This is a genomic window from Pseudomonas sp. GW822-FHT04H02, from assembly GCF_058800645.1.
Window position 1 is genome coordinate 92491 of sequence record NZ_JBXAMM010000002.1, and the last position, 23285, is coordinate 115775.

Below are 23285 nucleotides of genomic sequence, written 5' to 3' on the forward strand. Positions count from 1 at the left end.
AGTTTGCCACCACAGCTGCGGCATCCAAATCCAAAGTTTCGGGAGAGTTAACATGGGCAAGATTATCGGTATTGACTTGGGGACCACCAACTCGTGCGTCTCCATTCTTGAAAACGGCAACGTAAAAGTTATCGAAAACGCTGAAGGCGCGCGTACCACGCCGTCGATCATCGCGTACGCCAACGATGGCGAAATCCTGGTAGGTCAGTCGGCCAAGCGTCAGGCTGTCACCAACCCGCACAACACCTTGTACGCAGTAAAGCGTCTGATCGGTCGTCGCTTCGACGAAGAAGTTGTGCAGAAAGACATCCAGATGGTCCCTTACAAGATCGTCAAGGCTGACAACAACGACGCCTGGGTTGAAGTGAACGGCCAGAAAATGGCTCCGCCACAGATCTCGGCTGAAATCCTCAAGAAAATGAAGAAGACCGCCGAAGACTACCTCGGCGAAGCCGTGACCGAAGCGGTCATCACTGTTCCGGCCTACTTCAACGACAGCCAGCGCCAGGCGACCAAAGACGCCGGCCGCATCGCAGGCCTGGACGTCAAACGTATCATCAACGAACCAACCGCAGCCGCTCTGGCCTACGGTATGGACAAGGCCAAGGGCGATCACACCGTGATCGTTTACGACCTGGGCGGTGGTACTTTCGACGTTTCGGTGATCGAAATCGCTGAAGTCGATGGCGAGCACCAGTTCGAAGTGCTGGCCACCAACGGTGACACCTTCCTCGGTGGTGAAGACTTCGACATCCGCTTGATCGACTACCTGGTTGATGAGTTCAAGAAAGAAAGCGGCATGAACCTCAAGGGTGACCCGCTGGCCATGCAGCGCCTGAAAGAAGCTGCCGAGAAAGCCAAGATCGAGCTGTCCTCGAGCCAGCAGACCGACGTCAACCTGCCGTACATCACTGCAGATGCCACCGGTCCTAAGCACCTGAACGTGAAGATTTCCCGCGCCAAGCTGGAGTCGCTGGTTGAAGACCTGGTTCAGCGCACCATCGAGCCTTGCCGTATCGCGCTCAAAGACGCCGGTATCGACGTGGGTTCGATCAACGACGTGATCCTGGTCGGCGGCCAGACCCGTATGCCGCTGGTACAGAAGACAGTAACCGACTTCTTCGGTAAGGAAGCCCGTAAGGACGTCAACCCGGACGAAGCTGTTGCCATGGGTGCTGCCATCCAGGGTGCGGTACTGGCCGGCGACGTGAAAGACGTACTGCTGCTGGACGTCAGCCCGCTGACCCTGGGTATCGAAACCATGGGTGGCGTGATGACCGCGCTGATCGAGAAAAACACCACGATTCCTACCAAGAAATCCCAAGTGTTCTCGACTGCCGACGACAACCAGGGCGCAGTGACCATTCACGTACTGCAGGGCGAGCGCAAGCAAGCCGCGCAGAACAAGTCCCTGGGCAAGTTCGACCTGGCCGACATTCCACCAGCTCCACGTGGCGTGCCGCAGATCGAAGTGACCTTCGACATCGACGCCAACGGCATCCTGCACGTAGGTGCGAAGGACAAGGCTACCGGCAAGACTCAGTCGATCGTGATCAAGGCCAACTCGGGTCTGTCGGATGAAGAGATCCAGCAGATGATCCGTGACGCTGAAGCCAACTCGGAAGAGGATCGCAAGTTCGAAGAACTGGCCACCGCCCGTAACCAGGGTGATGCGCTGGTGCACTCGACTCGCAAGATGGTGGCTGACGCCGGTGACAAAGTGACCGCGGAAGAGAAAACCGCAATCGAAGCCGCCGTGGTTGCCCTGGAAGCTGCCGTCAAGGGCGACGACAAGGCCGCCATCGACGCCAAGGTCGAAGAGCTGTCGAAAGTCTCGGCCCCGGTTGCCCAGAAGATGTACGCCGAACAGGCCCAGCCTGCAGAAGGCGCGGCACCGCACGCCGAGTCCGCTGAAAAAGCCGACGATGTCGTCGACGCCGAGTTCGAAGAAGTAAAAGACCACAAGTAATGGCTTGTTGGTCGGCCGGTTGACTGCCTTTGGGCGGTGACTGGTAGGATGTCGCCGCGCGGGAGCTTGCTCCCGCGTTGGCGTGTCTGGAGTTAGCGAAATTTTGACGGCGTACAAGCTCCGTTTGTGCGCTGGCGGTCGGGTCGGAGAAGCTCCTGCTTTCCGGCTGTGATGACTGCAATGGTCGGCCCGCAACCGGGTTGGCTTTCCAAGACCAGGATCGTTGAATTGACGTGAGTTGGGTCCGGGCCTGTATTGGGGCTCAGCGAGTTTGGCAGAGCTCAGGAGGGTTTGCCGGACGTCCTTAAGAGTGCAAAGACTTATGGCAAAGCGTGACTATTACGAAGTGTTGGGTGTGGAGCGTGGCTCCAGCGATGCGGAGCTGAAAAAGGCTTACCGTCGCTTGGCGATGAAGCATCACCCGGACCGTAATCCCGGCGACAAAGCGTCGGAAGACATGTTCAAGGAGGCCAACGAGGCCTACGAAGTACTGTCCGATTCCAGCAAGCGTGCCGCGTATGACCAGTACGGCCACGCTGGTGTCGACCCGAGCATGGGTGGCGGGGGTGCCGGCTTCGGCGGGCAGAACTTCTCCGATATCTTCGGTGACGTGTTCAGTGATTTCTTCGGTGGCGGTCGCGGCGGTTCCCGTGGCGGTGCGCAGCGCGGCAGCGACCTGCGTTACACCCTGGAGTTGAACCTGGAAGAGGCGGTGCGTGGCACCACGGTGAATATCCGTGTGCCGACACTGGTCAACTGCAAGCCATGCGATGGTTCGGGCGCCAAGAAGGGGTCTTCCCCTGTCACTTGTCCGACCTGTGGCGGTATTGGTCAGGTGCGCATGCAGCAGGGTTTCTTCTCGGTGCAGCAGACCTGCCCGCGCTGCCATGGCCAGGGCAAGATCATTTCCGATCCGTGCGATTCGTGCCACGGCGAAGGTCGGGTCGAAGAGTACAAAACGCTGTCGGTGAAAGTGCCGGCAGGTGTCGATACCGGCGACCGTATTCGTCTGTCCGGCGAAGGCGAGGCGGGGACCCAGGGTGGCCCGACTGGCGACCTGTATGTGGTGATCAATGTGCGTGAGCACGCGATCTTCCAGCGTGACGGCAAGCACCTGTTCTGTGAAGTGCCCATCAGCTTCGTAGATGCGGCGTTGGGTGGCGAGCTGGAGATTCCGACCCTGGATGGTCGGGTCAAGCTGAAGATTCCCGAAGGAACACAGACCGGCAAGCAGTTCCGGATTCGTGGCAAGGGCGTTGCTCCCGTGCGTGGCGGCGGTGCCGGCGACCTGATGTGCCGGGTTGCGGTGGAGACGCCAGTGAACCTGAGTCGTCGTCAGCGCGAGCTGCTGGAAGAGTTGCGTGGTTCGCTGGACGACGACAATTCTCACTCGCCGAAAACCACCGGCTGGTTCGAGGGCGTCAAGCGCTTCTTCGGCGACCTGTAAGGAGTAACGCATGCGACGTATAGCAGTGATGGGCGCCGCCGGGCGCATGGGCAAGACCCTGGTCGAGGCCGTGCAACTGCGTTCGCCGCTCTCCGGGCTGACCGCGGCGATCGTGCGTCCGGGCAGTTCTCTGGTGGGGGCGGATGCGGGTGAGCTGGCATCCCTGGGGCGTCTTGGCGTGCCGATGTCCGACAGCCTGGAGAAGGTGGTTGATGAGTTCGATGTGCTGATCGATTTCACCTTGCCGGAAGTGATGCTCAAGAACCTGGCGTTCTGCCGCAAGGCAGGCAAGGCCATGGTGATCGGTACCACCGGCCTGGGTGCCAGGGAAAAGCAATTGCTGACCGAGGCGGGCAAGGAGATTCCGATCGTCTTCGCTGCCAACTTCAGTGTTGGGGTCAACCTGTCGCTGAAGCTGCTGGATATGGCGGCTCGGGTGCTGGGTGATGATGCGGATATCGAGATCATCGAGGCGCATCACCGACACAAGATCGATGCGCCATCGGGCACCGCCCTGCGCATGGGTGAGGTGATTGCCAGCGCCCTGGGGCGCGATCTGCAGCAGGTCGCGGTGTATGGTCGTGAAGGCCATACCGGCGCCCGTGAGCGTGAAACCATCGGCTTCGCCACGGTTCGTGGTGGCGATGTGGTGGGGGATCACACCGTGCTGTTTGCCACAGAGGGCGAGCGCCTGGAGATTACCCACAAGGCCTCCAGTCGCATGACCTTCGCCAAGGGCGCGGTGCGTGCCGCGCTGTGGCTGGACGGGCGCGAGGCCGGCCTATACGACATGCAGGATGTGCTGGATCTGCGTTGAGATGCATCTGAAGTGGGGTTGAGGCTGTCCTTTAACCCCACTTCGTACCGCTAGGCGATGTTCTGTCGCATTCCTCTGCCTTTAGGGCTCATTAGCGGTGGACCGAAAAAGCCTTTTTCTGTAAGCTACAGCTTTAGTGTGTCCACTAAAAGCGCGCAGATAATTCGACGAAGAAGCGGGGTGACGTGTCTATACGTCATTCCGCTTTTTTGCAACCTGCGATCGCCCTTTCAGGCTCTATTTACGGGAGGTCTTCTTGACTAAGCCAGCCATACTCGCCCTTGCTGATGGCAGCATTTTTCGCGGCGAAGCCATTGGAGCCGACGGTCAAACCGTTGGTGAGGTGGTGTTCAACACCGCAATGACCGGCTATCAGGAAATCCTTACCGATCCTTCCTACGCCCAACAGATCGTTACCCTGACTTACCCTCACATCGGCAACACCGGCACCACGCCGGAAGATGCCGAGTCCGACCGTGTGTGGTCGGCCGGCCTGGTCATCCGTGACCTGCCGCTGGTAGCCAGCAACTGGCGTAACACTCTGTCCCTGTCCGATTACCTGAAAGCCAACAACGTGGTGGCGATCGCTGGTATCGACACCCGTCGCCTGACCCGTATCCTGCGTGAGAAAGGTGCACAGAACGGCTGCATCATGGCCGGTGACAACATTTCCGAAGAAGCGGCGATCGCTGCAGCGCGCGGCTTCCCTGGCCTCAAAGGCATGGACCTGGCGAAAGTCGTCAGCACCAAGGAAAGCTACGAGTGGCGTTCGACTGTCTGGGATCTGAAGACCGACAGCCACGCCACCATCGAGGCTTCCGAGCTGCCGTATCACGTGGTTGCCTACGACTACGGGGTCAAGCTGAATATCCTGCGCATGCTGGTGGAGCGCGGTTGCCGCGTCACCGTGGTGCCTGCCCAGACCCCAGCGAGCGATGTGCTGGCTCTCAAGCCTGACGGTGTGTTCCTGTCCAACGGCCCAGGTGACCCCGAGCCTTGCGACTACGCCATCAAGGCGATCAAGGAAATCCTCGAAACCGAGATTCCGGTGTTCGGCATCTGCCTGGGTCACCAACTGCTGGCCCTGGCCTCTGGTGCCAAGACCCTGAAAATGGGCCACGGCCACCACGGTGCCAACCACCCGGTGCAGGATCTGGACAGCGGCGTGGTCATGATCACCAGCCAGAACCACGGTTTTGCGGTGGATGAAGCCACGCTGCCGGGCAACGTCCGGGCGATCCACAAGTCGCTGTTCGACGGCACCCTGCAGGGTATCGAGCGTACCGACAAGAGCGCGTTCAGCTTCCAGGGCCACCCGGAAGCCAGCCCGGGCCCGAACGATGTGGCGCCGCTGTTCGACCGCTTCATCAACGAGATGGCCAAGCGACGCTAAGCGCTCGCCTTGAAAGTGTAGCGAGCAGCGCTTGAGGGCGGCCCCGGCAAATCCGGCGGAACCCCTCGGGCGCCTCAGAGAATGTTCAAGACGGCTTGCCGACTGACCTGCGGATTTGAGTGACAACCCATGCCAAAACGTACAGACATTAAAAGCATCCTGATTCTTGGCGCTGGCCCGATCGTGATCGGCCAGGCCTGCGAATTCGACTACTCCGGCGCCCAGGCTTGCAAGGCCCTGCGCGAAGAGGGTTACCGGGTCATCCTGGTGAACTCCAACCCGGCCACCATCATGACCGACCCGGCCATGGCCGACGCCACCTACATCGAGCCGATCAAGTGGCAGACCGTTGCCAAGATCATCGAGAAAGAGCGTCCGGACGCGCTGCTGCCGACCATGGGCGGCCAGACTGCGCTGAACTGCGCCCTGGACCTGGAGCGTGAAGGCGTCCTGGAGAAGTTCGGCGTAGAGATGATCGGCGCCAACGCCGACACCATCGACAAGGCTGAAGACCGTTCGCGCTTCGACGCTGCCATGAAGTCCATCGGCCTGGCGTGCCCGCGCTCCGGTATTGCCCACAGCATGGAAGAGGCCAATGCGGTCCTCGACAAGCTGGGCTTCCCTTGCATCATCCGTCCATCCTTCACCATGGGTGGCACCGGTGGTGGCATCGCCTACAACCGCGAAGAGTTCGAAGAGATCTGCGCCCGTGGTCTGGACCTGTCGCCGACCAAGGAACTGCTGATCGACGAATCCCTGATCGGCTGGAAAGAGTACGAGATGGAGGTGGTCCGCGATAAGAAGGACAACTGCATCATCGTCTGCTCCATCGAGAACTTCGACCCGATGGGCGTGCACACCGGTGACTCCATCACCGTGGCTCCGGCACAGACCCTGACCGACAAGGAATACCAGATCCTGCGTAACGCCTCCCTGGCGGTGCTGCGCGAGATCGGTGTGGAAACTGGCGGTTCCAACGTGCAGTTCGGTATCTGCCCGAACACAGGCCGCATGGTCGTGATCGAGATGAACCCGCGGGTATCCCGTTCCTCGGCGCTGGCTTCGAAAGCCACCGGTTTCCCGATCGCCAAGGTCGCGGCCAAGCTGGCTGTCGGCTACACCCTGGACGAGCTGTCCAACGATATTACCGGCGGCAAGACCCCGGCGTCCTTCGAGCCGTCCATCGACTACGTCGTGACCAAGCTGCCACGCTTCGCCTTCGAGAAGTTCTCCAAGGCCGACGCGCGCCTGACCACCCAGATGAAGTCGGTGGGTGAGGTCATGGCCATCGGTCGGACCTTCCAGGAATCCCTGCAGAAAGCCCTGCGTGGTCTGGAAGTGGGCGTTTGCGGCCTGGATCCCAAGCTCGACCTGAGCAATCCGGAAAGCATGAACGTGCTCAAGCGCGAGCTGACCGTGCCCGGCGCCGAGCGTATCTGGTACGTGGCTGATGCCTTCCGTGCCGGCATGACCGTCGAGCAGATCTTCGGCATGAACATGATCGATCCTTGGTTCCTGGTGCAGATCGAAGACCTGATCAAGGAAGAAGAGAAGGTCAAGACCCTGGGCCTGTCGGCCATCGACCGCGACCTGATGTTCCGCCTCAAGCGCAAAGGCTTCTCCGACCAGCGTCTGGCCAAGCTGCTGGGCGTGACCGAGAAGAACCTGCGCACACATCGTCAGAAGCTGGAAGTGTTCCCGGTCTACAAGCGCGTCGACACCTGCGCCGCCGAGTTCGCCACCGACACCGCGTACCTGTACTCGACTTATGAAGAAGAGTGCGAAGCCGCACCTTCGACCCGTGACAAGATCATGATTCTGGGCGGTGGTCCAAACCGTATCGGCCAGGGCATCGAGTTCGACTACTGCTGCGTACACGCCGCCCTGGCGCTGCGCGACGATGGTTACGAAACCATCATGGTCAACTGCAACCCGGAAACCGTTTCCACCGACTACGACACTTCGGATCGCCTGTACTTCGAGCCAGTGACCCTGGAAGACGTGCTGGAAATTGTCCGTGTCGAGAAGCCAAAAGGCGTGATCGTGCAGTACGGCGGCCAGACTCCGCTGAAACTGGCTCGTGCCCTGGAAGCCGCCGGCGTGCCGATCATCGGCACCAGCCCAGACGCTATCGACCGCGCCGAAGACCGTGAGCGCTTCCAGCAGATGGTCGAACGCCTGAACCTGCGTCAGCCACCAAACGCTACCGTGCGCAGCGAAGACGAAGCAATTCGTGCCGCCGCCAAGATCGGTTACCCGCTGGTGGTGCGTCCGTCCTACGTGCTGGGCGGCCGGGCGATGGAAATCGTCTACGAGGAAGATGAGCTCAAGCGCTACTTGCGCGAAGCGGTGCAAGTGTCCAACGACAGCCCGGTGCTGCTGGATCACTTCCTCAACTGCGCCATTGAAATGGACGTGGATGCGGTCTGCGACGGCACCGACGTAGTGATCGGCGCCATCATGCAGCACATCGAGCAGGCTGGCGTTCACTCCGGTGACTCTGCGTGCTCGCTGCCGCCGTACTCGCTGCCGGCGCACATCCAGGACGAGATGCGCGAACAGGTCAAGAAAATGGCCCTGGAACTGGGTGTGGTTGGCCTGATGAACGTGCAGCTGGCCCTGCAAGGCGATCAGATCTACGTCATCGAAGTGAACCCGCGCGCTTCCCGGACCGTGCCGTTCGTTTCCAAGTGCATCGGTGTCTCCCTGGCGATGATCGCTGCTCGTGTGATGGCCGGTAAGACCCTGAAAGAGCTGGGCTTCACCAAGGAAATCATTCCGAACTTCTACAGCGTCAAGGAAGCGGTATTCCCGTTTGCCAAGTTCCCGGGCGTCGACCCGATCCTCGGCCCAGAGATGAAGTCCACCGGTGAAGTGATGGGCGTGGGCGACACCTTCGGCGAAGCCTTTGCCAAGGCCCAGATGGGTGCCAGCGAAGTGCTGCCGACCGGCGGTACTGCGTTCATCAGCGTGCGCGACGATGACAAGCCTCTGGTTGCAGGCGTGGCCCGTGATCTGATCAACTTGGGCTTCGAAGTGGTCGCTACTGCGGGCACCGCCAAGCTGATCGAGGCGGCCGGCCTGAAGGTGCGTCGTGTGAACAAGGTGACTGAAGGTCGTCCGCATGTGGTCGATATGATCAAGAACGACGAAGTCACTCTGATCATCAACACCACCGAAGGCCGTCAGTCGATTGCTGACTCTTATTCCATTCGTCGTAACGCCTTGCAGCACAAGATCTACTGCACCACCACCATTGCTGCTGGCGAAGCTATCTGTGAAGCGTTGAAGTTCGGTCCGGAAAAGACCGTGCGTCGCTTGCAGGATCTACACGCAGGATTGAAGGCATGAATAAATACCCAATGACCGTCCAGGGCGCGCGCGCCCTGGAAGAAGAGCATGCTCACCTGACCAAGGTCGTGCGTCCGAAGCTCAGCCAGGACATCGGTACGGCCCGCGAGTTGGGTGACCTGAAGGAAAACGCCGAATACCATGCCGCTCGCGAACAGCAGGGCATGGTAGAGGCGCGGATCCGCGATATTGAAGGCCGCCTGCAGAACTCGGTGGTCATCGATGTCACGACCATTCCCCATACCGGCAAGGTGATCTTTGGCACCACGGTAGAAATCGCCAACGTCGAAACTGACGAAAGCGTCACCTACCAGATCGTGGGTGAGGACGAGGCTGACATCAAACTCGGTAAAATTTCCGTCGGCTCGCCGATCGCTCGCGCCTTGATTGCCAAGGAAGAGGGTGATGTGGTGGCGGTCAAAACGCCTGGTGGCGTTATCGAGTACGAGATTGTCGAAGTCCGTCACATCTGAAAGAAGGCGCCCGCTGCACGCGGGCGCCATGCTTTGGCAGCTGGCCCAGATGTTGTGGGTCGGCGGCTTGTGGTTGTTGCATCTCGGCTTGCTGCCCGCCCTGGGGCAGATTGGCCTTGCCCCCTTGCTGATCGAAGAAATCTCGTCACTGCTCAGTGCGTTGCTGGTAGGTTTTTCGGCGGCGTGCCTGGTCCTGCAGATACTGGTATTGATCCAGTCCGAAGGGCTGAGGAGCTTGTGGCGGGATATTCGGGGGCAACTGCTATTGATGGCGATGTATGCGTGTGCGATGTATTTCGTCGTACGCATCTTGTTGCCGGAAGCTCAGCGCTGGCAGTTGTTCAGCTATCTGGTCCTGGGTTTTTCCGGGCTGGTACTGGTGTTGCAGCCAGTGCCAGGATGGGGTGGCAGGGTGCGCCAGGCACACCCTTGACCCGAGTCGACGTCAGTGGAAACGATGGACGTTCGACAATTGCTTGTTTACCTTGGCGTTCTTGCGGTAGATCAGCGCCATCTTGCCGATGACCTGCACCAGATCCGCTTTGCCGGCCTTGCACAATTCGGCAATGGCTTCCAGGCGCGACTCGCGCTCGAGGATGTTGAGCTTGATCTTGATCAGCTCGTGATCGCTCAAGGCGCGTTCAAGTTCGGCTAATACACCTTCGGTCAAACCGTTGTCAGCCACAGTCAATACTGGTTTCAGATGGTGGCCAATGGATTTGTACTGTTTCTTCTGCTCTTGAGTGAGCGGCATAATCTGACCCCTGCGTCTGATCTTGTAAAAAGCGGCGGCCAGTTTACCCGAGCGAGTCCGGGACCGCCCAGTTAATCACGACCCGTTTTATTTTGAGGTGGCCCGTGGCCCGTTCCAAAACTAGCCATAACTGGCTGAAAGAGCACTTCAACGACCCATTCGTCAAAATGGCGCAAAAAGATGGGTACCGTTCCCGTGCCAGCTACAAACTGCTGGAGATCCAGGAAAAGGACCGCCTTATCCGTCCTGGCATGAGTGTGATCGACCTGGGGGCCGCCCCTGGTGGCTGGTCGCAGGTGACCAGTCGTCTGATTGGTGGCCAGGGGCGCCTGATTGCCTCGGACATCCTGGAAATGGACAGCATTCCCGATGTGACCTTTATTCAAGGGGACTTCACTGAGGATGCAGTACTGGCGCAGATCCTCGAGGCGGTCGGAAATTCTGAAGTTGACCTTGTGATTTCCGATATGGCCCCCAATATGAGTGGGTTAGCAGCCGTGGATATGCCGCGAGCGATGTTCCTGTGCGAGTTGGCGCTGGATCTTGCTGGTCGGGTCTTGCGTCCAGGTGGTGATTTTCTGATCAAGATCTTCCAGGGTGAAGGCTTCGATGAGTACCACAAGAGCGTGCGGCAGATGTTCGAGAAAGTGCAGATGCGCAAACCGTCATCATCCCGTGACCGTTCTCGGGAGCAATACCTGCTGGGGCGCGGCTTCCGTGGTCGTAGTGAGTAAGTAAGAGTTTTGACTGGGGTGATAGGATTTTCGTATTTCGCCCCGTCAGATTAAGCGCATATTGTGTAGTCTAAGTTTCACATAGGGTTACAGACAGCGCCTGCCAGAGCTGTAGGTAATGTAGTAAGTTAGGCCGGTGAATATCATGCGAAGCGCGCGCCAGTAGCGGAGCTTGCTTCAGAGGGTAGTTAATTGAACGACATGGCAAAGAATCTGATCCTGTGGTTGATCATCGCCGCCGTCCTGGTGACGGTGATGAACAACTTCTCCAGCCCTAACGAGCCGCAGACCCTCAACTATTCCGACTTCATCCAGCAAGTTAAGGATGGCAAGGTCGAGCGCGTAGCGGTTGATGGCTACGTGATTACCGGCAAGCGCAACGATGGCGACAGCTTCAAGACCATTCGTCCTGCCATTCAGGACAATGGCCTGATCGGCGACCTGGTGGACAACCACGTGGTGGTCGAAGGCAAGCAGCCTGAACAGCAAAGCATCTGGACTCAACTGCTGGTGGCCAGCTTCCCGATCCTGGTGATCATCGCGGTGTTCATGTTCTTCATGCGCCAGATGCAGGGTGGTGCCGGAGGCAAGGGCGGGCCGATGAGTTTCGGCAAGAGCAAGGCGCGCTTACTGTCTGAAGATCAGGTGAAAACTACCTTGGCTGACGTTGCCGGTTGCGACGAGGCCAAGGAAGAAGTAGGTGAGTTGGTTGAATTCCTCCGTGACCCAGGCAAGTTCCAGCGTCTGGGCGGTCGTATTCCTCGCGGCGTGTTGATGGTGGGCCCACCAGGTACCGGTAAGACGTTGCTGGCCAAAGCCATCGCTGGTGAAGCCAAGGTGCCTTTCTTCACCATTTCCGGTTCCGACTTCGTCGAGATGTTCGTCGGTGTGGGTGCCAGCCGCGTCCGTGACATGTTCGAGCAAGCCAAGAAGCATGCTCCTTGCATCATCTTCATCGACGAGATCGACGCCGTCGGTCGTCACCGTGGCGCCGGCATGGGCGGCGGTCATGATGAGCGTGAGCAGACCCTCAACCAGTTGCTGGTTGAGATGGATGGCTTCGAAATGAACGACGGCATCATCGTGATCGCCGCGACCAACCGTCCTGACGTACTGGACCCGGCCTTGCTGCGTCCGGGCCGTTTCGACCGTCAGGTCGTGGTTGGCCTACCGGACATTCGCGGTCGCGAACAGATTCTCAAGGTGCACATGCGTAAAGTGCCAATGGGCGACGACGTCGCACCTGCGGTAATCGCCCGCGGTACCCCGGGTTTCTCCGGTGCCGACCTGGCGAACCTGGTCAACGAGGCCTCGCTGTTTGCGGCGCGTACCGGCAAGCGCATCGTTGAAATGAAGGAATTCGAACTGGCCAAGGACAAGATCATGATGGGCGCGGAGCGCAAATCCATGGTCATGTCCGAAAAAGAGAAGCAGAACACGGCTTATCACGAAGCTGGCCACGCCATTGTTGGTCGTGTCGTGCCCGAGCATGACCCGGTCTACAAGGTGTCGATCATTCCTCGCGGCCGGGCCTTGGGTGTCACCATGTTCCTGCCGGAAGAAGATCGTTACAGCCTCTCCAAGCGTGCCTTGATCAGCCAGATCTGCTCGCTCTACGGCGGTCGTATCGCTGAAGAAATGACCCTTGGCTTCGACGGCGTGACCACCGGCGCCTCCAACGACATCATGCGTGCCAGCCAGATCGCGCGGAACATGGTGACCAAATGGGGTCTTTCCGAGAAGCTTGGTCCGCTGATGTATGCCGAAGAAGAGGGTGAGGTGTTCCTGGGGCGCAGCGCGGGTAGCCAGCATGCGAGCCTGTCTGCGGAAACGGCGAAACTGATCGACTCCGAGGTGCGCAGCATCATCGATCAGTGCTACGGCACCGCCAAGCAGATCCTGACGGACAACCGCGACAAGCTGGACGCCATGGCAGACGCCCTGATGAAGTACGAAACCATCGACGCTGATCAGATCGACGACATCATGGCAGGGCGTACTCCACGCGAACCTCGTGATTGGGAGGGCGGCTCGGGTACTCCTCCTCCAGTAGTGCAGAATGAGCGTCCGGAAACACCCATTGGCGGCCCAGCAGCCGACCACTAAGGTTTTAAATGACTTCTGTTCCTTCCTCCACCCGGTTGCCTTGCGGCAACCGGGTTCTTGATTTGGCCCGTGCGCATGTCATGGGCATCTTGAATGTAACTCCCGACTCCTTCTCTGATGGTGGCCGCTTCAGCCAGCTTGATCTGGCTTTGCAGCATGCCGAGGCCATGGTTGCGGCCGGTGCTACGCTGATTGATGTCGGTGGCGAATCCACTCGCCCGGGTGCCCGTGCGGTATCGCCGCTGGAGGAGTTGGAGCGAGTCGCGCCTGTGGTCGAGCGCATCCACCGTGAGTTGGATGTGATCATTTCTGTTGATACCTCGACACCGGCGGTGATGCGTGAAACCGCTCGCCTCGGTGCAGGGCTGATCAATGACGTTCGTTCATTGCGCCGGGAGGGTGCCCTGGATGCGGCGGCGGCCACTGGCTTGCCGGTGTGTCTGATGCACATGCTGGGTGAGCCCGGTGATATGCAGGACAACCCGCATTATCAGGACGTGACCCGAGAGGTTGCCGAGTTCCTGGTTGAGCGCATGGCCCAGTGTGCGTCAGTGGGCATCGGTCCAGAGCGGATTGTGCTCGATCCGGGCTTTGGCTTTGCCAAGACCCTGCAACACAACCTGAGCCTGTTCAAGCATATGGATGCCTTGCATGCCCTTGGGCGCCCGTTGTTGGTTGGGGTGTCGCGCAAGAGCATGATTGGCCAGGCCTTGAATCGCCCCGTAGGTGAGCGATTGCACGGCAGTCTGGCGCTAGCGGCGCTGGCAGTGGCCAAGGGCGCGAAAATTATCCGTGTCCATGATGTCGCCGAGACCGTGGATGTGGTGCGAATGATTGCGGCAGTGGAATCCGCCGAATAAGAATGATGGAGTACTTATGACTAAAAAATACTTTGGCACCGACGGCATCCGCGGCCGTGTAGGCGAATTCCCTATCACTCCTGATTTCATGCTCAAGCTCGGCTGGGCCGCCGGCATGGCATTTCGCAGCATGGGCGCCTGCCGCGTGCTGGTGGGCAAGGACACACGTATCTCCGGGTACATGTTCGAGTCTGCACTGGAGGCCGGGTTGTCTGCAGCCGGTGCCGATGTGATGCTCCTGGGACCGATGCCGACTCCGGCCATTGCTTACCTGACGCGTACCTTCCATGCGGAGGCGGGCATCGTTATCAGTGCCTCGCACAATCCTCATGATGACAACGGCATCAAGTTCTTCTCGGGTGAGGGCACCAAACTGCCTGACGAGGTCGAGCTGATGATCGAGGAGTTGCTGGATGCGCCGATGACCGTGGTGGAGTCGAGCAAGCTCGGCAAGGTGTCGCGGATCAACGACGCTTCAGGGCGTTATATCGAATTCTGCAAAAGCAGCGTGCCTTCCAGCACCAGCTTCGCTGGTTTGAAAGTTGTTCTCGACTGCGCTCATGGTGCGACCTACAAGGTGGCGCCAAGCGTGTTCCGCGAGTTGGGGGCGCAGGTCACTGTGCTGTCCGCGCAACCCAATGGCTTGAACATCAACGAGAACTGCGGCTCGACCCACATGGGCCAATTGCAGGCGGCTGTCCTGGCCGAGCATGCGGACCTGGGGATCGCCTTTGATGGCGATGGTGACCGGGTGCTGATGGTCGATCAGACTGGTGCGATCGTGGATGGTGATGAGCTGCTGTTCATCATCGCTCGCGACCTGCATGAGCGTGACAAGCTGCAAGGCGGCGTGGTCGGAACGCTCATGAGCAACCTGGGGCTGGAGCTGGCCCTGGCGGACTTGGGTATCCCCTTTGTCCGGGCCAACGTCGGTGACCGTTATGTGATCGCCGAGCTGCTGGAGCGCAATTGGCTGGTAGGTGGCGAAAACTCCGGGCACATCGTGTGCTTCCGTCATGCTACTACCGGGGATGCGATCATTGCCGCGCTGCAGGTGCTGATGGCGCTCAAGGCTCGTGGTGAAAGCCTGGCCCAGTCCCGTCAGGGGCTGCGCAAGTGTCCTCAGGTGCTGGTCAATGTGCGCTTTGGCGGCGGTGAGAACCCGGTCGAGCATCCTGCGGTGAAAGAGGCTTGCGAGCGTGTCACGGCCGCTATGGCTGGGCGTGGTCGGGTTCTGTTGCGCAAGTCGGGTACCGAGCCTCTGGTGCGCGTGATGGTTGAAGGCGACGACGAAGCTCAGGTTCGCGCTTACGCCGAAGAGCTGGCGAAACTGGTTGCTGAAGTTTCTGCCTGATTTCGGCTTGCCAGTGTTGTTTTGGTTGGGTAACATCTGCGCCCACTTTGACCGACGAGGTACAGCATGCGTCGCCCTATGGTAGCTGGTAACTGGAAGATGCACGGTACCCGCGCCAGCGTCGCTGAGCTGATCAACGGCCTTCGTCATCTGGCCTTGCCAAGCGGTGTTGATGTCGCGGTATTCCCGCCTTGCTTGCATATCAATCAAGTGATTGATGGCTTGAAGGGTAAGTCGATTCAGGTCGGCGCGCAGAACTCTGCGGTGGAATCCATGCAAGGTGCATTGACGGGCGAGATCGCCCCGAGTCAGTTGGTGGATGCAGGTTGTTCCCTGGTGCTGGTTGGGCACTCCGAGCGCCGCCTGATCATGGGTGAGCGTGACGCGACTCTCAATCGCAAGTTCGCAGCGGCGCAGGCTTGTGGCTTGAAGCCGGTTCTGTGCGTAGGGGAGACCCTCGAGCAGCGCGAAGCCGGGAAGACTCTAGAGGTTGTCGGGCGTCAGCTGGGCAGCATCATCGAAGAGTTGGGTGTTGGTGCGTTCGCCAATGCTGTTATCGCTTACGAGCCGGTCTGGGCCATTGGTACCGGGCTGACTGCGACACCGCAGCAGGCGCAGGATGTGCACGCAGCTATCCGCGCGCAGTTGGCGGCAGAAAATTCTGAAGTGGCACGAGGTGTGCGGCTTCTATACGGCGGCAGCGTGAAGGCGGCCAATGCGGTCGAACTGTTCGGCATGCCGGATATCGATGGGGGGCTCATTGGTGGAGCTTCCCTGAATGCAGATGAGTTCGGTGCGATCTGTCGCGCCGCGGGAAACTGAAAAAATGCTGGAAACAGTCGTAGTCGTTTTTCATCTGCTGGGTGCCCTGGGCGTAGTTGCTCTGGTTTTGCTGCAGCAGGGTAAAGGTGCGGATGCTGGCGCGTCTTTCGGTGCAGGTGCTTCAAATACTGTGTTCGGAAGCCAAGGTTCCTCTACCTTTCTTAGTAAGTTTACTGCTATACTTGCCGCCGGTTTCTTCATAACCAGCTTGGGGTTAGGTTACTTTGCTAAAGAGAAAGCTCACCAGCTGACTCAAGTAGGTTTGCCAGATCCAGCAGTGCTTGAAGTACCAAAGCAAAAACCGGCTTCTGATGATGTCCCGGTGCTCCAAGAGCAAAAGTCGGCCAGCAGCGCGACTGACGTACCTCCAGCTCCAGAGCAGAAGTAAGAAGAGTTTCACGCAGTAACGTAGTCTATGCCGAGGTGGTGGAATTGGTAGACACGCAACCTTGAGGTGGTTGTGCCCATAGGGTGTAGGGGTTCGAGTCCCCTTCTCGGTACCAATTATCAGGAGAGCCCGCTGTTGCGGGCTTTCTTGTAGGTGGAAGGTTACATTGACCCAAAAAGGGATCAGTCGTATACTTCCGCCCCAGCTTTGTCGCGGGGTGGAGCAGTCTGGTAGCTCGTCGGGCTCATAACCCGAAGGTCGTCGGTTCAAATCCGGCCCCCGCAACCAGTTTTAGCGGAGCCCCTTTTCAGGGGCTTTTTGTTAGCTGGACACTTTACAACGCCGCTATTCAACGGCGTTTCCGGGATGGGCGCTTCGCCCATTTTTTATTTGCACAAGCATGCACGAGGGGGTTCAGGTGTCGAGCAAGCTAGAACAGTTGCAGGCCTTGTTGGCCCCGGTGGTCGTGGCCCTTGGCTATGAATGCTGGGGTATTGAGTTTTCGGCTCAGGGTCGCCACTCATTGTTGCGAGTTTATATCGATAAAGAAGGCGGCGTGCTGGTGGACGATTGCGCCATCGTCAGCCGTCAGATCAGTGGTGTTCTCGACGTAGAAGATCCGATCTCCGTTGAATACACCCTTGAAGTTTCCTCTCCTGGCATGGAACGCCCACTGTTCACTCTTGAACAGTTTGCCAAGTATGTCGGTGAGCAAGTGAAGATCAAACTGCGCTCGCCCTTCGAAGGTCGGCGTAATTTTCAGGGCCTTCTCCGCGGGGTGGAGGAACAGGATGTCGTGGTGCAAGTGGATGACCATGAGTTCCTGTTGCCGATCGATATGATCGACAAGGCCAACATAATTCCCAGTTTTGACTGAGACGCGGATCCCGCGGATCCAATGGCTTGCGAAAGGCGAGGCGTACGATGAGCAAAGAAGTACTGCTGGTTGTTGAGTCGGTATCCAATGAAAAGGGTGTACCGGCAAGCGTAATTTTTGAAGCGCTGGAGCTGGCCCTGGCCACTGCTACCAAGAAGCGTTTTGAGGACGAAGTAGACCTGCGTGTGGAAATCAATCGCCACACCGGTTCCTACGAAACTTTCCGTCGCTGGACGGTGGTCGAAGAAGCCGACCTGGATGATCCAGCGGTCGAGACCTGGTTGAGCAAGGCTCGCGAAACCCATCCCGACGCCAAAGTCGGTGATGTGATCGAAGAAAAGATCGAATCCATCGAGTTCGGCCGCATCGCTGCCCAGACCGCCAAGCAGGTCATCGTGCAGAAGGTTCGCGAAGCCGAGCGCGCACAGGTAGTTGATGCCTATCGCGAGCGCCTGGGGGAAATCATCTCCGGCACCGTGAAAAAAGTGACACGTGACAACGTGATCGTCGACCTGGGTAACAACGCCGAGGCGTTGCTGGCCCGTGAAGACATCATCTCCCGTGAGACTTTCCGGGTTGGCGTGCGCCTGCGCGCGCTGCTCAAGGAAATCCGCACCGAGAACCGCGGCCCGCAGCTGATCCTGTCGCGTACCGCGCCGGAAATGCTGATCGAGCTGTTCCGTATCGAAGTGCCGGAAATTGCCGAAGGCCTGATCGAAGTAATGGCCGCCTCCCGTGATCCGGGTTCGCGGGCCAAGATCGCAGTTCGCTCCAAGGACAAGCGCATCGACCCGCAGGGCGCGTGCATTGGTATGCGCGGTTCGCGCGTCCAGGCCGTTTCCGGTGAGTTGGGTGGCGAGCGTGTGGATATCGTCCTGTGGGATGAGAACCCGGCGCAGTTCGTGATCAACGCCATGTCGCCGGCCGAAGTCGCGGCAATTATCGTCGACGAAGATGCCCATGCCATGGACATCGCCGTTGGCGCAGACAATCTGGCTCAAGCCATCGGTCGTGGTGGTCAGAACGTGCGTCTGGCCAGCCAACTGACTGGCTGGACCCTGAACGTGATGACCGAATCGGACATCCAGGCCAAGCAGCAAGCAGAAACCGGCGACATCCTGCGCAATTTCATCGACGAGCTGGAAGTCGATGAAGAACTGGCACAGGTTCTGGTTGATGAAGGCTTCACCAGCCTGGAAGAGATTGCCTACGTACCGCTGGAAGAAATGCTCAACATCGACGGCTTTGACGAAGACATCGTCAACGAGCTTCGCGCTCGGGCCAAGGATCGCTTGTTGACTAAAGCCATCGCTACTGAGGAAAAGCTGGCAGACGCCCATCCGGCCGAAGACCTGCTCTCGCTTGAGGGTATGGACAAGGATTTGGCGATGGAACTGGCGGTGCGCGGCGTAATTACCCGCGAAGACCTGGCCGAGCAGTCTATTGACGACCTGCTCGACATCGACGGCATTGACGATGATCGTGCCGGCAAGTTGATCATGGCCGCCCGAGCCCACTGGTTCGAGTAATTAGGCGCGGCCTGAGGAGAGAAGTGCATGACGCAAGTCACGGTGAAACAACTGGCCGATGAGGTCAAAACACCGGTAGAGCGCCTGCTGCAGCAGATGCGTGAGGCAGGTCTGCCGCACACCGCCGCCGAGGAACATGTGAGCGACAGTGAGAAGCAGTCGTTGCTGACTCACCTGAAAAGCAGTCACAAGGCGAAAGTGGAAGAACCACGCAAAATTACTTTGCAGCGCAAGACCACCAGCACCCTGCGGGTTGCTGGCAGCAAGAGCATCAGCGTTGAAGTGCGCAAGAAGAAAGTCTTCGTACAGCGCAGCCCGGAAGAAATCGAAGCCGAGCGTCAACGCGAACTGGAAGAACGTCGCGCAGTAGAAAATGCTGCTCGTCAGAAGGCTGAAGAAGAAGCCAAGCGTCGCGCCGAAGAAGAAGCGCGTCGCCAGCCTGCTCCGGTTGCCGAGCCGGTTGCTGCGCAAGCAGCAGCTCCTGCTCCAGCGCCTGTAGTCGAGCCTGTGCAGGAAGCTCCGGTGGCCACTGCGGCTCCAGCAGCTGACGCGCGCAAGAAAGACGAACAGCGTCGTCCGGACAAGACCCGCAACGACGACAACCGTCGTGGCGGCGATGGCGAGCGCAAAAATGCTCCGCATCGTGCTTCGGTCAAGGAAAAGGCCCCAGCTCCGCGCGTTGCCCCACGTACCACCGACGAAGAAAGCGATGGCTTCCGTCGTGGTGGTCGCGGCAAGGCCAAGCTGAAGAAGCGCAATGCTCACGGTTTCCAGAGCCCAACCGGGCCAGTGGTACGTGACGTGCAGATCGGCGAGACCATCACTGTGGGCGAACTGGCCCAGCAGATGTCGGTCAAGGCTGCCGAAGTCATCAAGTTCATGTTCAAGCTGGGTACTCCAGCCACCATCAACCAGGTTCTGGACCAGGAAACTGCCCAGCTGGTTGCTGAAGAACTGGGCCACAAAGTGACCTTGGTCAGCGATACCGCCCTGGAAGATTCCCTGGCCGAGTCCCTGAAGTTCGAAGGTGAAGCGGTTGCCCGTGCGCCGGTCGTGACCGTAATGGGCCACGTTGACCACGGTAAGACCTCGTTGCTGGACTACATCCGTCGCGCCAAAGTGGCCGCGGGCGAGGCCGGCGGCATCACCCAGCACATCGGTGCCTACCACGTAGAAACCGAGCGCGGCATGGTCACCTTCCTCGACACCCCTGGTCACGCCGCGTTTACCGCCATGCGTGCCCGTGGTGCCAAGGCCACCGACATCGTGATCCTGGTGGTTGCAGCGGACGACGGCGTGATGCCGCAGACCGTTGAAGCCGTTCAGCACGCACAAGCTGCCGGCGTTCCGCTGGTGGTTGCGGTGAACAAGATCGACAAGCCGGGCGCCGACCTGGACCGTATCCGCAGTGAGCTTTCGGTTCACGGCGTGACGTCGGAAGACTGGGGTGGTGATACTCCATTCGTACCGGTCTCCGCGAAAATGGGTACCGGTGTCGACGACCTGCTGGAAGCTGTTCTGCTGCAGGCCGAAGTCCTAGAACTCAAGGCGACTCCTTCGGCCCCGGGCCGTGGTGTCGTGGTCGAGTCCCGCCTCGACAAGGGCCGCGGCCCGGTAGCTACCGTGCTGGTTCAGGACGGTACGCTGCGTCAAGGCGACATGGTGCTGGTCGGCTCGAACTATGGCCGCGTGCGCGCCATGCTCGACGAGAACGGCAAGCCAATCAAGGAAGCCGGTCCTTCCATTCCGGTCGAGATCCTCGGCCTGGACGGTACTCCGGACGCTGGCGACGAGATGAGCGTGGTTGCCGACGAGAAGAAAGCCCGTGAAGTGGCGCTGTTCCGTCAAGGCAAGTTCCGCGAGGTCAAGCTGGCCCGTGCTCACGCCGGCAAGCTGGAAAACATCTTCGAAAGCATGGGCCAGGAAGAGAAGAAGACGCTCAACATCGTCCTCAAATCCGACGTCCGTGGTTCGCTGGAAGCTCTGCAAGGCGCTCTGAACGGCCTGGGCAACGACGAAGTGCAAGTGCGCGTAGTGGGTGGCGGCGTCGGTGGTATCACCGAAAGCGACGCCAACCTGGCACTGGCCTCCAACGCTGTACTGTTCGGCTTCAACGTGCGTGCCGATGCCGGCGCACGGAAGATCGTCGAGCAGGAAGGTCTGGATATGCGTTACTACAACGTGATCTACGACATCATCGAAGACGTCAAGAAAGCCCTGACCGGTATGCTGGGCAGCGACGTTCGGGAGAACATTCTGGGTGTTGCCGAAGTTCGCGACGTGTTCCGCTCGCCGAAGTTTGGCGCGATCGCCGGTTGCATGGTCATCGAAGGTGTCGTGCACCGTAACCGTCCAATCCGCGTACTGCGTGAAGACATCGTTATCTTCGAAGGCGAGCTGGAATCCCTGCGCCGCTTCAAGGATGACGCCTCTGAAGTACGTGCCGGCATGGAATGCGGTATCGGCGTGAAGAGCTACAACGACGTCAAAGTCGGCGACAAGATCGAAGTCTTCGAGAAGGTCCAGGTTGCTCGCAGCCTCTAACTCGCGCACTTCAAGAGCCCTGATGGCCGCTCGCATGCAAATGCACGGCGCCCTCGGCGGCCTCTAAACGCAACGCCCGGTCTGGCTTCTGCCAGGCCGGGCGTTTGCCGCTTTCAGACCACACGGGTTTCACCGTGAGGCAGTAACAGGTAACAAGACATGGCAAAAGAATACAGCCGTACCCAACGTATCGGTGATCAGATGCAGCGCGAACTGGCGCAACTGATCCGTCGTGAAGTCAAGGATCCACGCGTCGGCCTGGTGACCATCACCGCCGTGGAAGTCAGCCGCGACGTCGGCCACGCGAAGATCTTCATCACCGTGATGGGCCAGGAAAACGCCGAACAAATCGCCCAGAGCATCAAGGTGCTGAACTCGGCGGCAGGTTTCCTGCGCATGCAATTGGCCAAGGAAATGAAGCTGCGCAGCGTGCCGCAACTGCACTTCCATTACGACGAGAGTGTGGCCCGCGGGGCGCACCTGTCGGCCCTGATCGAGCGTGCCGTGGCTGAAGACAGCCAGCATGGCGACGCGCCTGCCCCTGAAGACGCCAAGGAGTAAGCGGTGGCTCAGGTCAAGCGTATCCGTCGTAACGTCAGCGGCATCATCCTCCTGGACAAGCCGCTGGGCTTCACCTCCAACGCGGCGCTGCAGAAGGTCCGTTGGCTGCTCAACGCCGAGAAGGCCGGCCACACCGGTAGCCTCGACCCCCTGGCCACCGGCGTTTTGCCGCTGTGCTTTGGCGAGGCCACCAAGTTCTCGCAATACCTGCTCGATTCCGACAAGGGTTACGAAACCCTGGCTCAGTTGGGCAAGACCACCACCACCGCGGACGCTGAAGGCGAAGTTTTGCAGACCCGCGAAGTGACCGTTGGTCGTGCCGATATCGAGGCGGTATTGCCGGAATTTCGTGGCGAAATCAAGCAGATACCGCCGATGTACTCGGCCCTCAAGCGCGATGGCCAGCCACTCTACAAACTGGCTCGTGCAGGGGAAGTGGTGGAGCGCGAACCGCGTTCTGTTACTATTGCGCGCTTGGAATTGCTCGCCTTCGAAGGTGACACTGCTCGCCTGGCGGTGGACTGCAGCAAGGGCACCTATATCCGCACCCTGGTGGAAGATATCGGTGAAAAGCTCGGCTGTGGTGCCTACGTTGCAGAACTGCGACGGACCCAGGCCGGACCTTTCAGCCTGGCCCAGACGGTCACCCTGGAAGAGCTTGAAGCCGTGCACGCCGAAGGCGGCAACGAAGCGGTAGACCGCTTCCTGATGCCATCGGACAGCGGTCTGCTGGATTGGCCGCTGCTGCAGTTCTCGGAGCACAGCGCGTTCTACTGGCTCAACGGCCAGCCGGTACGTGCCCCGGATGCACCGAAGTTCGGCATGGTGCGGGTACAGGATCACAACGGTCGCTTCATCGGTATCGGTGAAGTGAGCGAAGACGGGCGCATCGCGCCGCGTCGACTGATTCGGTCAGAATGACCGGACGAGGGTGGCTGTTAACAGGCACGGTCACTACTCATTTATAGATACAGGGATTTGTCCCTGGCCTGTTGAAACTGTTCTTGAACAGTTTCCTGATATAAGGATTGCCCACATGGCACTCAGCGTTGAAGAAAAAGCTCAGATCGTAACCGACTACCAGCAAGCTGTTGGTGACACTGGTTCGCCAGAAGTGCAAGTTGCACTGCTGACCGCCAACATCAACAAACTGCAAGGTCACTTCAAAGCCAACGGTAAAGACCACCACTCCCGTCGTGGCCTGATCCGCATGGTAAACCAGCGTCGTAAGCTGCTGGACTACCTGAAAGGCAAGGACCTGAGCCGTTACAGCACCCTGATCGGTCGTCTGGGTCTGCGTCGCTAA

Annotated in this window: 20 protein-coding genes and 2 tRNA genes; 21 read left to right on the plus strand and 1 reads right to left on the minus strand. The window is 59.2% G+C overall.

Annotation, left to right across the window (positions count from 1 at the left end; translation table 11 throughout):
* The first annotated feature begins 52 nt into the window (after positions 1–52).
* The 7 genes from dnaK to AC1RMG_RS07180 all read left to right on the plus strand — a co-directional run bounded on the left by dnaK (position 53) and on the right by AC1RMG_RS07180 (position 9883).
* Positions 53–1969 (plus strand): molecular chaperone DnaK, encoded by a 1917-nt coding sequence (dnaK, locus tag AC1RMG_RS07150; RefSeq protein ID WP_011059188.1) that lies wholly within the window; start codon positions 53–55, stop codon positions 1967–1969.
* A 322-nt stretch (positions 1970–2291) separates the two neighbouring features.
* On the plus strand, positions 2292–3416 hold the full coding sequence (dnaJ, locus tag AC1RMG_RS07155) for a molecular chaperone DnaJ (RefSeq protein WP_015634112.1): 1125 nt from the start codon (positions 2292–2294) through the stop codon (positions 3414–3416).
* 10 nt (positions 3417–3426) lie between these two features.
* Positions 3427–4233, plus strand: coding sequence for a 4-hydroxy-tetrahydrodipicolinate reductase (gene dapB / locus AC1RMG_RS07160; RefSeq protein WP_493168835.1), 807 nt, complete (start codon positions 3427–3429; stop codon positions 4231–4233).
* Positions 4234–4489: 256 nt separating this feature from the next.
* Positions 4490–5626: a glutamine-hydrolyzing carbamoyl-phosphate synthase small subunit gene (gene carA / locus AC1RMG_RS07165; protein WP_011059191.1), complete on the plus strand. Its 1137-nt coding sequence runs from the start codon at positions 4490–4492 to the stop codon at positions 5624–5626.
* Between the two features lie 129 nt (positions 5627–5755).
* Complete coding sequence (gene carB, locus AC1RMG_RS07170) at positions 5756–8977, plus strand: carbamoyl-phosphate synthase large subunit (RefSeq protein WP_011059192.1); 3222 nt, start codon at positions 5756–5758, stop codon at positions 8975–8977.
* Entirely contained in the window at positions 8974–9450 is a 477-nt protein-coding gene (greA, locus tag AC1RMG_RS07175) for a transcription elongation factor GreA (protein ID WP_011059193.1), read from the plus strand. Before carB ends, greA begins: the two co-directional genes overlap by 4 nt.
* Before the next feature lie 28 nt (positions 9451–9478).
* Positions 9479–9883 carry a hypothetical protein gene (locus tag AC1RMG_RS07180; protein ID WP_011059194.1) on the plus strand — a complete coding sequence of 135 codons (405 nt, stop codon included), beginning with the start codon at positions 9479–9481 and terminating at the stop codon, positions 9881–9883.
* 12 nt (positions 9884–9895) lie between these two features.
* Here the strand turns inward: AC1RMG_RS07180 and AC1RMG_RS07185 are convergent, their stop codons facing one another.
* Positions 9896–10204: a YhbY family RNA-binding protein gene (locus AC1RMG_RS07185; RefSeq protein WP_007920867.1), complete on the minus strand. Its 309-nt coding sequence runs from the start codon at positions 10202–10204 to the stop codon at positions 9896–9898.
* A gap of 104 nt (positions 10205–10308) precedes the next feature.
* Between AC1RMG_RS07185 and rlmE the strand changes: the two genes are divergently transcribed.
* The 14 genes from rlmE (at position 10309) to rpsO (ending at position 23285) form a co-directional block, all read left to right on the plus strand.
* Positions 10309–10938, plus strand: a complete 630-nt coding sequence (rlmE, locus tag AC1RMG_RS07190) for a 23S rRNA (uridine(2552)-2'-O)-methyltransferase RlmE (RefSeq protein ID WP_011059196.1) — start codon at positions 10309–10311, stop codon at positions 10936–10938.
* Between the two features lie 201 nt (positions 10939–11139).
* Positions 11140–13044 carry an ATP-dependent zinc metalloprotease FtsH gene (ftsH, locus tag AC1RMG_RS07195; protein ID WP_011059197.1) on the plus strand — a complete coding sequence of 635 codons (1905 nt, stop codon included), beginning with the start codon at positions 11140–11142 and terminating at the stop codon, positions 13042–13044.
* Positions 13045–13052: 8 nt separating this feature from the next.
* Positions 13053–13904 (plus strand): dihydropteroate synthase, encoded by an 852-nt coding sequence (gene folP, locus AC1RMG_RS07200; protein WP_015634117.1) that lies wholly within the window; start codon positions 13053–13055, stop codon positions 13902–13904.
* Between the two features lie 16 nt (positions 13905–13920).
* The gene (glmM, locus tag AC1RMG_RS07205; protein WP_019095644.1) at positions 13921–15258 is read left to right on the plus strand and encodes a phosphoglucosamine mutase; all 1338 of its coding nucleotides are present in this window, start codon (positions 13921–13923) and stop codon (positions 15256–15258) included.
* Between the two features lie 66 nt (positions 15259–15324).
* Positions 15325–16080 (plus strand): triose-phosphate isomerase, encoded by a 756-nt coding sequence (gene tpiA, locus AC1RMG_RS07210; RefSeq protein ID WP_015634119.1) that lies wholly within the window; start codon positions 15325–15327, stop codon positions 16078–16080.
* A 4-nt stretch (positions 16081–16084) separates the two neighbouring features.
* Positions 16085–16468 carry a preprotein translocase subunit SecG gene (secG, locus tag AC1RMG_RS07215; RefSeq protein ID WP_123577437.1) on the plus strand — a complete coding sequence of 128 codons (384 nt, stop codon included), beginning with the start codon at positions 16085–16087 and terminating at the stop codon, positions 16466–16468.
* A gap of 29 nt (positions 16469–16497) precedes the next feature.
* Positions 16498–16583, plus strand: a tRNA-Leu gene (locus AC1RMG_RS07220).
* 96 nt (positions 16584–16679) lie between these two features.
* Positions 16680–16756: transfer RNA gene (locus AC1RMG_RS07225), tRNA-Met, on the plus strand.
* A gap of 130 nt (positions 16757–16886) precedes the next feature.
* Positions 16887–17345, plus strand: coding sequence for a ribosome maturation factor RimP (gene rimP / locus AC1RMG_RS07230; RefSeq protein ID WP_041120545.1), 459 nt, complete (start codon positions 16887–16889; stop codon positions 17343–17345).
* A 47-nt stretch (positions 17346–17392) separates the two neighbouring features.
* Complete coding sequence (gene nusA, locus AC1RMG_RS07235; protein WP_011059201.1) at positions 17393–18874, plus strand: transcription termination factor NusA; 1482 nt, start codon at positions 17393–17395, stop codon at positions 18872–18874.
* Between the two features lie 27 nt (positions 18875–18901).
* Positions 18902–21418, plus strand: coding sequence for a translation initiation factor IF-2 (gene infB / locus AC1RMG_RS07240; RefSeq protein ID WP_011059202.1), 2517 nt, complete (start codon positions 18902–18904; stop codon positions 21416–21418).
* Between the two features lie 159 nt (positions 21419–21577).
* A complete protein-coding gene (gene rbfA / locus AC1RMG_RS07245; RefSeq protein WP_011059203.1) occupies positions 21578–21979 on the plus strand; it encodes a 30S ribosome-binding factor RbfA in 402 nt (133 codons plus the stop codon).
* A 3-nt stretch (positions 21980–21982) separates the two neighbouring features.
* Positions 21983–22900: a tRNA pseudouridine(55) synthase TruB gene (gene truB, locus AC1RMG_RS07250; protein ID WP_011059204.1), complete on the plus strand. Its 918-nt coding sequence runs from the start codon at positions 21983–21985 to the stop codon at positions 22898–22900.
* A gap of 115 nt (positions 22901–23015) precedes the next feature.
* The gene (rpsO, locus tag AC1RMG_RS07255; protein ID WP_011059205.1) at positions 23016–23285 is read left to right on the plus strand and encodes a 30S ribosomal protein S15; all 270 of its coding nucleotides are present in this window, start codon (positions 23016–23018) and stop codon (positions 23283–23285) included.